Annotated in this window: 11 protein-coding genes; 10 read left to right on the forward strand and 1 reads right to left on the reverse strand. The window is 37.8% G+C overall.

Translation table 11 applies throughout. The features are described from left to right. Positions 1-16: 16 nt before the first annotated feature. From rsfS to GN157_RS07115, 8 genes are all read left to right on the forward strand, one after another. The gene (gene rsfS / locus GN157_RS07080) at positions 17-388 is read left to right on the forward strand and encodes a ribosome silencing factor (RefSeq protein ID WP_035135710.1); all 372 of its coding nucleotides are present in this window, start codon (positions 17-19) and stop codon (positions 386-388) included. A gap of 12 nt (positions 389-400) precedes the next feature. Beyond that, positions 401-2,335, forward strand: a complete 1,935-nt coding sequence (ftsH, locus tag GN157_RS07085) for an ATP-dependent zinc metalloprotease FtsH (protein WP_157482486.1) — start codon at positions 401-403, stop codon at positions 2,333-2,335. A 105-nt stretch (positions 2,336-2,440) separates the two neighbouring features. Further along, positions 2,441-3,043, forward strand: coding sequence for a lactate utilization protein B/C (locus GN157_RS07090; RefSeq protein ID WP_157482487.1), 603 nt, complete (start codon positions 2,441-2,443; stop codon positions 3,041-3,043). Position 3,044: 1 nt separating this feature from the next. Continuing rightward, complete coding sequence (locus GN157_RS07095) at positions 3,045-3,857, forward strand: phosphatidate cytidylyltransferase (RefSeq protein ID WP_157482489.1); 813 nt, start codon at positions 3,045-3,047, stop codon at positions 3,855-3,857. Beyond that, on the forward strand, positions 3,847-4,500 hold the full coding sequence (locus GN157_RS07100) for a phosphatidylserine decarboxylase family protein (RefSeq protein ID WP_157482491.1): 654 nt from the start codon (positions 3,847-3,849) through the stop codon (positions 4,498-4,500). Before GN157_RS07095 ends, GN157_RS07100 begins: the two co-directional genes overlap by 11 nt. After that, positions 4,500-4,763 (forward strand): acyl-CoA-binding protein, encoded by a 264-nt coding sequence (locus GN157_RS07105; protein ID WP_157482493.1) that lies wholly within the window; start codon positions 4,500-4,502, stop codon positions 4,761-4,763. The genes GN157_RS07100 and GN157_RS07105 overlap by 1 nt, the downstream gene beginning before the upstream one ends. A gap of 133 nt (positions 4,764-4,896) precedes the next feature. Beyond that, positions 4,897-5,541: a superoxide dismutase gene (locus GN157_RS07110; RefSeq protein WP_231749077.1), complete on the forward strand. Its 645-nt coding sequence runs from the start codon at positions 4,897-4,899 to the stop codon at positions 5,539-5,541. Between the two features lie 123 nt (positions 5,542-5,664). Further along, complete coding sequence (locus tag GN157_RS07115) at positions 5,665-6,735, forward strand: hypothetical protein (protein WP_157482497.1); 1,071 nt, start codon at positions 5,665-5,667, stop codon at positions 6,733-6,735. A gap of 86 nt (positions 6,736-6,821) precedes the next feature. Here GN157_RS07115 and GN157_RS07120 read toward each other — a convergent pair whose 3' ends face one another. After that, entirely contained in the window at positions 6,822-9,452 is a 2,631-nt protein-coding gene (locus GN157_RS07120) for a valine--tRNA ligase (RefSeq protein ID WP_157482498.1), read from the reverse strand. Between the two features lie 165 nt (positions 9,453-9,617). Here GN157_RS07120 and GN157_RS07125 point away from each other — a divergent pair, with 165 nt between their 5' ends. Both GN157_RS07125 and GN157_RS07130 read left to right on the forward strand, forming a co-directional pair. Then, positions 9,618-10,046, forward strand: coding sequence for a DUF1573 domain-containing protein (locus tag GN157_RS07125; RefSeq protein WP_035135693.1), 429 nt, complete (start codon positions 9,618-9,620; stop codon positions 10,044-10,046). A 161-nt stretch (positions 10,047-10,207) separates the two neighbouring features. Then, positions 10,208-11,398, forward strand: coding sequence for a pyridoxal phosphate-dependent aminotransferase (locus GN157_RS07130; RefSeq protein ID WP_157482500.1), 1,191 nt, complete (start codon positions 10,208-10,210; stop codon positions 11,396-11,398). Positions 11,399-11,617: the final 219 nt, after the last annotated feature.

Below are 11,617 nucleotides of genomic sequence, written 5' to 3' on the forward strand. Positions count from 1 at the left end.
ATATATTAAATATTAAATGGCAAAAAAGAATATAAGTACAGATGTATTGCTAGCAAACATCATTAAAGGAATCGAAGAAGTTAAGGGAAATGATATAGATATTCTTGATTTAAGAGCAATCGATAATACCGTATGCGACTATTTTGTAATATGCAACGGTACCTCCAATACACAAGTTAACGCTATTGTTAACTCCGTTCAAAAAATAGTTTCCAAAGAGTTAAAAGATAAACCATGGCATGTTGAAGGAACTGAAAACGGCGAATGGGTACTTATGGATTATGTAAACATTGTTGTTCACGTTTTCCAGAAACACATACGCGAGTACTACAACATTGAAAGCCTGTGGGGAGATGCCAAGATAACATCAATTGGAAACAACTACTAATAAAAGAAATTCATGTCTAAAGATAATAAACCAAATAATAAATTTAAGGTAAGCCCCTGGCTTATATATGCCGGAATTTTTTTAATGCTTATTGCCATCAATTTTGTAGGTGGCGGATCGTTTTTGAATGACCCTCAAAAGCTTTCTATATCAAAATTCTACGAATATCTTGATAAAGGAGAAATAGAAAAAGTTATTACAAATAACTCGTCGGCAAAAATATACCTTAAAGAATCGGCACTGAAAAGTGACGAACATAAGACTGTGCAAAATGATTTTTTTGGCAACTTAAATACAAAAGGGCCTCAATATACAGTTACTAAAGGACCTAAAAATGAAATTTTCGACAAAAAGCTTTATGATGCCGAACAAGCCGGTAAATTAAGCGAATACTCTGTTGAAGAAGACAGCATGATGGGCGACTTATTCCTAACGCTTCTTCCTATTGTTGTACTTGTGGCATTATGGATTTTCATGATGCGCCGTATGGCAGGTGGCGGAGCTGCAGGTGGTGGCGGACAGATATTTAATATCGGAAAATCAAAAGCTAAACTGTTTGACGAGAAAAATGACATTAAAGTAACCTTTAAAGACGTTGCAGGGCTTGAAGGTGCTAAAGAAGAGATACAGGAAATTGTTGAATTTCTTAGAAACCCTGAAAAATACACCAGTATAGGTGGTAAAATCCCTAAAGGAGCTCTACTTGTAGGACCTCCGGGAACAGGTAAAACATTACTTGCAAAGGCTGTTGCTGGTGAGGCAAAAGTACCTTTCTTCTCCCTTTCGGGTTCAGACTTCGTAGAGATGTTTGTAGGTGTAGGTGCATCTAGAGTAAGAGATCTTTTCAAACAGGCTAAAGAGAAATCTCCGGCCATTATATTTATCGATGAGATTGATGCTGTAGGACGTGCACGTGGTAAAAACAACTTCTCCGGCTCTAACGATGAGCGTGAGAACACCCTTAACCAGTTACTTACAGAGATGGATGGTTTTGGATCTAATACTAACGTAATTGTATTAGCTGCCACTAACCGTGCTGATGTACTGGATAAAGCCCTTATGCGTGCCGGACGTTTTGACAGACAGATTTATGTAGACCTTCCGGACATTAGGGAACGTAAAGAGATTTTTGAGGTGCATTTAAAGCCGCTTAAAAAATCGGAAGATCTTGATACCGAATTCCTGGCTAAACAAACTCCGGGATTCTCTGGTGCAGATATTGCAAACGTATGTAATGAAGCGGCTCTTATCGCTGCCAGAAAAGACAAAAAATCAGTAGACAAACAAGACTTCCTTGATGCTGTAGACAGGATTGTAGGCGGACTTGAAAAGAAAAATAAAATCATCTCTACAGAGGAGAAAAGGGCTATCGCTATACACGAAGCAGGTCACGCAACAGTTAGCTGGATGCTGGAACATGCTGCTCCTCTTGTTAAGGTAACAATAGTACCCCGTGGGCAAAGCCTTGGTGCTGCATGGTACTTACCTGAAGAAAGGCTTATTGTAAGACCAGACCAGATGATGGACGAAATGTGTGCTACCATGGGTGGACGTGCTGCCGAAAAAGTAATATTCGATAAAATATCTACCGGCGCATTAAGCGACCTTGAAAAGGTAACCAAACAGGCCAGAGCTATGGTAACCGTTTACGGTCTTAACGATAAACTGGGTAACATTACTTATTACGATTCATCAGGACAAAGTGAATACAACTTCTCTAAACCTTACTCTGAAGAGACTGCAAAGGTTATAGATAAAGAGATTTCGGTTCTTATAGAAGAGCAGTACCAAAGAGCTATAAAAATTCTTGACGAAAACAGGGATAAGCTTTTAAAACTGGCCGATATCCTTATTGAGAAAGAAGTTATCTTTAAAGATGATCTTGAAGATATTTTTGGCAAAAGACCATTTGAAAGACCAGATGCAGAAGTAGTTACAGAAGCATAAACCGGAATTTCATAATTTATAGTAAAAATCTTAATTCAGTACCCGTATTGAATTAAGATTTTTCTATCTTTGAATGAAACTACAGAAAAACGCGAATAATTAGGTATGAGTCTTTTCAGAAAAATTTTTGGTTCCCCCAATAATGATTCAAACGAGGATAAAAACATGGAAACCAGTCCGTTTTTGCCCGAAAAACAAGTACCCGCAGACGAACTGTTTACTCACAACTTCAGAAAAAACGGCGGTAAATTTTTATACTGCGACAACTTAACTGAGGTTCACGATCAATTTTTGAACATTTTAGAAGAAAACGACTGGTTTGAATGTGAAGCTTTGTGTTTTGAACCAAAACTAAGCAGCTTACTGGAAGAAAATAAACTTTCTTACGACAACCCTAAAAACCCACGTTTCTTATTAGCCGGATGCGAAAACCTTATTGCAGACGAAGGATCGATTCTGTTCTCATCAAACCAGATAAAACAGAGAAAACCAAACGAACTTCCTGACAATATGGTGATTTTTGCTACAACCAGCCAAATACTTAATTCCAAAAGTGACGGGCTTAGGGAAATCAAAAGAAAATATGACAGGGAATACCCTACCAACATCACCACTATTAAATATTTTGAAAAGGCCAAAGAAGAGGATTTCCTGCATTATGGCAGTGTAGCCAAAAACCTGTACCTCCTTCTATTGGAAGATCTGTAAAATGAATGAAAGCTTAACCAGGGCACTATCAGGCATAGTTTACATAATCCTGTTAATAGCCTCAACACTATATTCCGAAATCAGCTTTATAGTACTATTTGGGCTATTTATGTTCCTTTCGGTATTAGAATTCTGTAACCTTATAAACTTTAGCAAAATACAGGCACTGTTACTCGCAGCGCTATTTATGCTATATACCCTTTTTATACCTAAAAGTTTTCAAAACAACTTAATACTAAACTGTGGTGCAGTTTTTATAGGGCTAATATTACTTAACGACTTATTTAAGCCGGGCAACCAAACCGGGCATTTAAAAAACTCGGCAAAAGTAGCACTGCTAATAGGTTATATCATTATCCCCTTTACCCTGTTAATGAAATACCCTTTCAATTCTGATAACGAATACAACCCTTACCTTATAATTGGTGCATTTATAATAATATGGATTAACGATACCTTTGCCTACCTTACCGGCAGAGCTATAGGGAAACACAAACTTTACGAGAAAATTTCGCCTAAAAAAACAATTGAAGGCTTTTTAGGAGGTTTGGTTTTTGCCCTTATAGGCAGTTACATCCTTAGTCGCTTTTACACATTCCAGTCGGCAACCGTTTGGATGACAGGAGGTACAATACTTGTAATATTCGGTACATTGGGCGACTTAGTAGAATCTAAATTTAAAAGGACAGCAGGCGTAAAAGACAGCGGAAACATAATGCCCGGACACGGAGGCATACTTGACAGGCTGGATAGTATTATTTTTGCGATACCTTTCTTATTTTTGTATTACCAAATAATCAATTATGTTTCATAAAGAAGGAGCTAAAATCATTTTAGGGTCGCTGGTTACAACCGTAGCTGTTGTATTACTGGCAGAAAAATTTATTGCCAACTACTGGCTTTTAAAGTTTATAGAGGTATTTGCACTGGTATTTATGGTGCTTATCCTTCAGTTTTTCAGGAACCCTAAACGTCCTGTAAATGCTGCAGACCATAGTATTATTGCACCGGTAGATGGTAAGATTGTGGTTATTGAGGAAGTATATGAACCAGAGTACTTTAAGGACAAGCGCCTACAGGTATCTATCTTCATGTCACCTATTAATGTACATGTTACACGTTATGCAGTTAACGGACTTGTAAAGTTTAGTAAATACCATGCCGGTAAATACCTTGTAGCATGGCACCCTAAAGCAAGCGAAGAAAACGAACGTACAACTGTAGTTATAGAGAACAGTGTATTTGGCGATATTCTATACAGGCAAATTGCAGGTGCGTTAGCAAGACGTATTGTAAATTATGCCAAAGAAGGTATGCATGTAGTACAGGGTACTGATGCGGGCTTTATTAAATTTGGGTCGAGAGTAGATTTATTCTTACCTTTAGGTACAGAAATAGATGTGGAGCTTAACCAAAAAGCTATAGGCGGTAAAACCATAATAGCAAAAAAAGCCTAATGCAGGAGAAAAATTTAGATACTCTGTTTCAGGAAGCTTATGAGAAAGCTTCAAATATGACGCAGGCTTTGCCTCAGGACGTCATGCTAAAAATTTATGCCTACTATAAGCAGGCAACTCTTGGCGATGCCAACAAAAGTTATTACCAGTCTTACGATTTGAGAAGCGCTTTTAAGATGAATGCATGGATGCAAATAAGACACTTAAGCGCAGACGAAGCCAAGCAGCATTATATCGATTTAATCAATTCTCTAATTAAATAAAATTACTATCATGAAAAACGTAAAGATGTTCTTTTCTGCTTTAGTACTGGTTGCTTCACTGCAATCGTGCAAAGAAAAAAATAATCTGGAAGAGGTGCAGGTACCTGAGCCGGAAAAAGCAGAAGCTCCAGCAATGGGAAACCCTGATGACGTAAAGGCAGAAGGTAAATTCCAACTGGTTAAACTAGGCTATGCTTACGATGCTCTGGAACCATATATTGATGCTAAAACTATGGAGACTCATTACTCTAAGCACCATGTAGGATATGCAAACAAATTAAACAAAGCCATTGCCGGAAGTGATTTGGAAAACAAATCGATCGAAGAAATCCTTAAAGGCATGGACATGAACAACAAAGCCCTTAGAAATAATGGCGGTGGTTACTACAACCACAACCTTTACTGGGAAATAATGGCTCCAAATGCAGGCGGACAACCAACAGGTGCTCTTGCAGAAGCGATTAACAAAGACTTTGGTTCGTTTGAAAACTTTAAAGACAAGTTTAGCGAGGCAGCAGGTACTCAGTTTGGATCAGGTTGGGCTTGGTTATATGTAGATGCATCAGGAAAACTTGCAGTGGGTCAAACTCCTAACCAGGATAACCCATTAATGCCGGGTGTTGGCATATCAGGTACTCCGGTACTTGCTATAGATGTATGGGAGCATGCTTACTACCTACATTACCAAAACAAAAGACCAGACTACATCTCTAACTTTTACAACGTAATTAACTGGGATGCAGTTGCAAAAAAATATGAAGCAGCTATAGCTAAATAATATTTTTAGCCTTAAATATTAAATCCGCTCTTATGGGCGGATTTTTTTATTTAAAAAATGATTCTCTCAATTGACTTTTTGAAAAAAAAAGCAGACTTTTGAAACTCTTAACACAATCTTAAAATGAAACGTATATTTTCTCTTGCATTACTGCTAATACTGGCCTCTTGCCAAAAGGAAGAAAAAAAAGTAATTGACCGATCAAAAGCCGACTGGGACAGCTATGAGCTTCTTGGAAATGTTGAAAGCATAAGCGAGAAATCGTATGCTCTTAACGGATCTGAAAAAGGCGAGCACAAACGCGAGGTTAAGTACAGCCATGATTTTGACCTTGTGTTTAATGACGAAGGTAAACTTGTAGTAGAAAGAAAATGGATTAAAGGCGATACTCCTTACGAAGAATCTATTTATGAAGGGAAAGATAAACTTATAAGCACTACCCAGTACATGGCAGGCAAACCGTTTATTAAAACCGAATACACCTGGGAAAACGGCAACAACACAAACATCATTAAAAGAAATACTGATGGCACTCAACTTAGCAGAACGCTACAGCGTTTTGAAGGAGACAAGGTGGTTGATGTAACCAAATACAATGCTCAGGATATTTTACAGGACAGAACCGGTTTTATTTATGATGAAAACGGAAATGTAAAAGAAGAAGATTCCTACCTTAAAACCGAAAGTATTCAGTTTAAAAACATTTATGAGTATGATGAAAACGGAAATGTAATTTCTATTTCACGTTATAATAAAGACGGCGGCGTTGAATACATAACCAACTCTAAATATGATGGTGACAAACTTGTAAGCAAAGAAACTATTAACCCTGATAAAACACTAGGGAGAGTTCAAAAATTCACTTACGACAACAACGGAAACTTAATTGTTGAATACCTTAAAGATGGCAATGAAGGTATAGAACACGTAACAGAATATCACTATGACAAAAATGGTAATAAACTGGGTATGGTTGTTAAACAGGACGGCAACATTACATATAAAGTAGGATATGGATATGACGAGCACAATAACATGACCGAATTTAATGTAGCCGATGATAAAAATGCCATTAAAGATGCTAAGTTTTACAGATATGAATATGATGACAAAGGAAACTGGACTAAAAAAAACATATCAATAAACGGTGTGGAAACTTTTGTTGTTGAGAGAATAATTACTTACCTGCCATAAGCGCAGTAGTACTATTTTAATTTTAGGTTATATATATAAAAAACGGGAGCTTATCAGCTCCCGTTTTTTGTTATTATATATCTTAATTATTTAAGACTTTCAAGACTTTGCTCTATCGTAGCAATTTTAGCAAGGGCATCAGCCTCTTTTTGGCGCTCTATTGCAACAACTTTCTCCGGCGCACCACTTACAAACTTCTCGTTAGAAAGTTTCGCCTGAACCGATTTAAGGAAGCCTCTGTTATATTTAAGCTCCTCTTCCAGTTTAGCAATCTCCTCTTCAATATTTACATTACCCGATACCGGAATAAAGTATTCATTTGATTTTACCCTAAAAGTAAGCGCTCCGTTTACCTTCTCGGTCACATATTCGAAAGATGAAACATTACCCAGCTTCTCAACAATAACATCAAAATAGTCTGATGAATTATCGTTGTTGATTACTTTAACCTCAATAGCATCTTTAAAAGGTATGTTTTTATCTTTCCTTATGGTTCTTATTCCCGAAATAACTTCGGCAGCAAGATCAAAGTCGGCAATAAGCTTTTCATCAACCTGTTTAGCTTCCGGCCATGTAGCTACAATAAGCGCATCTTCCGGAGTCCTTTCGGCAATATGCTGCCATATCTCCTCTGTAAGGAATGGCATAAACGGATGAAGCAGCTTAAGGTTATTTTCAAGCATTTCAATAGCCTTATTAAAAGTAGCCCTGTCTATAGGCTGCTGATAACCCGGCTTAATCATTTCAAGGAACCACGAACAGAAATCGTCCCATACCAGCTTATAGATCGCCATAAGCGCATCTGATATTCTGTATTTCTCAAAATGATCTTCAATCTCAACTAATGTTTTTTGCAGCTTAGCCTCATACCATTCAATAGCTTTTTTAGCATATTCCGGCTGCTCTATATCGCTTACCTCCCAGCCTTTTATAAGCCTGAAAGCATTCCATATCTTGGTTGTAAAACCTTTACCCTGATTACAAAGCTCTTCGTCAAAAAGAATATCATTACCGGCAGAAGCACTTAACAGCAGTCCTACACGTACACCATCGGCACCAAATTTCTCAATCAAATCAAGCGGATCTGGTGAATTACCCAGTGACTTAGACATTTTTCTTCTCTGGCTATCCCTAACAAGACCTGTAAGATAAACATTAGTAAACGGTTTTTCACCCGCATACTCATATCCTGCTATAATCATTCTCGCCACCCAGAAGAAAAGAATATCCGGACCCGTAACAAGATCGTTAGTAGGATAGTAATATTTAAAGTCTTCGTTATCCGGATTCATAACTCCTCCAAAAACAGCCATAGGCCATAACCATGAAGAGAACCATGTATCCAGCGCATCAGGATCCTGCTTAAGGTCGGCTACCGTTAACGCAGCATTACCTGTTCTTTGCTTAGCCAGTTCTAAAGCTGCATCGGCAGTTTCGGCTACAACAAAATCTTCTTTGCTTTCACCATAGTAGTAAGCAGGTATTTGCTGTCCCCACCATAACTGGCGTGATATGTTCCAGTCACGAATGTTCTCCATCCAGTGACGGTATGTATTTTCAAAACGCTTAGGATAAAGCTTAACTTCTTCAGTCTCTAAAACTGCTTTGATAGCAGGCTTAACCAGGTCTTCCATTTTAAGGAACCACTGGTCAGAAAGCCTTGGCTCAATAACAGCCTTAGTCCTTTCGGAAGTACCTACCTTGTTAAGATGGTTTTCTATTTTCTCAAGGCTACCTATAGTTTCAAGCTCTTTAGCAATCTCGTCCCTTACTACAAACCTGTCCTTACCTTCATAATGAAGTCCGAAACTGTTAAGTGTAGCATCCTCATTAAAAATATCAATTATCTCAAGGTTATGTCTTTCGCCAAGTTCCTTATCGTTAACATCGTGTGCAGGTGTAACCTTAAGGCATCCTGTACCAAACTCCATATCAACATACTCGTCAAATATGATAGGAATTACACGGTTAGCAATAGGCACAATAGCCTTTTTACCTTTTAAGTGAGTATAACGTTCATCATTAGGGTTAATACATATGGCAGTATCACCTAAAATGGTTTCAGGACGCGTGGTTGCAATGATAACAAAATCCTCGCTGCCTTCAATTTTATATTTTAAATGATACAGTTTACCATGTCTTTCCTCATAAATAACCTCTTCGTCAGAAAGGGTTGTTTTAGCCTCTGGGTCCCAGTTAACCATACGGTACCCTCTGTATATCATCCCTTTGTTATACAGGTCTACAAACGACCTGATTACAGAAGCCGACATATCTGGATCCATAGTAAACTTAGTACGTTCCCAGTCGCATGAAGCACCTAGCTTTTTAAGCTGATCCAGGATTACGCCACCATACTTCTCGGTCCAGTCCCAGGCATGTTTAAGGAACTCCTCGCGGGTAAGATCGCTTTTGTTTATACCTTCTTCTTTAAGTTTGGCAACAACTTTAGCCTCAGTAGCAATAGAAGCATGGTCGGTCCCAGGGACCCAGCAGGCATTAAAGCCCTTAAGCCTTGCTCTCCTTATTAATACATCCTGAATAGTGTTGTTAAGCATGTGCCCCATGTGAAGCACACCCGTAACATTTGGCGGAGGTATTACTATAGTGTACGGTGTCCTGTGATCAGGTTCTGAATGAAAATAATTGTTTTCCATCCAGTAATCGTACCATTTTTTCTCTGCTGCCTTAGCGTCAAATTGTGCAGGTATAGTCATAACTATCTGAAATATAATAATTTAAAAAATTATGGTCTGATTTTTGTAAAATGTATGCAAAAGTAACCATATAAGTACAAATTAAAAAAAAGAGCAGTGAATATTTGCTCTTAATTTAAATCTAATTATTTTTACTAAAATTACTAAAACTAAAATACACACCAAATGAAAAAGTTTTTAGGACTAATCGCTGTATTACTTATAGCTATTACAGCAAATGCTCAGTCGGGTGCCAAAATCGAATTCAAAGAGGATACGATTGACTATGGTACTGTGAGTAAAGAAACTGATGACGGATTACGAATTTTTGAATTCACCAATACCGGAGATGCCCCTCTTATCATTAAAGATGTAAAATCTACCTGCGGATGTACCGTACCTACAAAACCAAAAGAACCTATTATGCCTGGTAAAACAGGGAAAATAGAGGTTAAGTACAACATGCACCCGGGCCCGATAAGAAAAACCATTACTGTACAGTCTAATGCTGTTAACTACCCTGACGGAGTAGTTGCTCTTAAGATAAAAGGTAATGTAGTTAAGAAAGAAGAAGTTAATATACTGGAAAAGAAAAAAGCAATTCCAAACCAGTAAGCTACAAATTAAGAATATAGCAAAGCCCTGCCATTTGGCGGGGCTTTTTTATTACTATTAGCCTAATAAATTACAAAACTGTGAATTAGATGAATTTTATATTATAAAGTTTATAAAAAAAGTCGCAAATTTGCGCATCAAAAAAATTAAAATTCAATACAATGCCTAAAGTATCAAATAAGGGACAATTAATGCCTGAGTCTCCTATAAGGAAGTTAGTTCCTTATGCTGAGGGAGCCAAGAAAAAAGGTCACAAAGTATACCACCTTAATATTGGCCAGCCGGATATTAAAACTCCGGATGTAGCGCTTGAAGCTATAAAAAACAACTCCATCAAAATATTGGAGTACAGTCATTCTGCAGGTTTTGAAAGCTACAGAAACAAGTTAGCTGATTATTACCAAAACCACGGAGTATCTGTTAACGCTGCCGATATCATTATCACAACAGGTGGTTCTGAGGCATTATTGTTTGCTATGGGAAGTACTATGGACGATGGTGATGAGATCATTATACCGGAACCTTTCTATGCTAACTACAATGGTTTCTCTACTGCTTCGGGAGTTAAGGTTGTACCGGTAATCTCTACAATAGACGAAGGTTTTGCCCTTCCTCCTATTGCTGATTTCGAAAAACTTATCACTCCTAAAACTAAAGCAATACTTATTTGTAACCCGGGTAACCCAACCGGATACCTTTATACTCAGGAAGAAATACAGCAGCTTGCCGAACTGGTTAAGAAGCACGATCTTTTCCTTATTGCAGATGAAGTATACCGTGAGTTTACTTACGACGGAGACAAGCATTACTCTGTAATGAATGTACCTGGTATTGAACAAAACGCCATAATGATTGATTCTGTTTCTAAAAGATACAGTATGTGTGGCGCAAGGATAGGGTGCATAGTTTCTAAAAACAAAGAGGTAATGGCCACTGCCATGAAGTTTGCTCAGGCAAGGCTAAGCCCTCCTACTTTTGCTCAGATTGCAAGTGAGGCTGCCCTTGAGACTCCTCAAACTTATTTTGACGAAGTTATTAGTGAATACAAAGAACGTAGAGATACTTTAATCACCGAACTTAATAAAATTGAAGGTGTAAAGGTTGCTACCCCAAAAGGTGCTTTTTACTGTATAGCAAAACTTCCTGTTAAAAACGCTGATGATTTTGCTCAATGGCTACTTGAGAAGTTTGACCTTAACGGAGAAACCATAATGGTAGCTCCTGCGGCAGGTTTCTATTCTTCTCCTAATGTTGGATTAGATGAAATAAGAATCGCATACGTACTTAAAAAAGAAGACTTAGTTCGCTCTGTAGAAATACTTGCAGTAGCACTAAAACAATACAACAGCTAATCATTACAGTTCTGAAGAAGAGGGAGGCATTAGCTTCCCTTTTTTTATACCTTATATTCTGTTTATATCCTAAAGAAAAAGGCAGCCTGTTGGCTGCCTTTTCTGTTTTATAGTTTGTTAAAGAATATTATCTCTTCAATGAGAAGTGAGCTTTAAACTCTTTCTCTACAGGCTGTCCGTTTACCAGTTCACGGTAGGTTACACTAAACCAGTAGTCCG

Origin of the sequence: Flavobacterium rakeshii, assembly GCF_009741375.1 — a bacterium.
In the GTDB taxonomy this organism is placed as follows: domain Bacteria; phylum Bacteroidota; class Bacteroidia; order Flavobacteriales; family Flavobacteriaceae; genus Flavobacterium; species Flavobacterium rakeshii.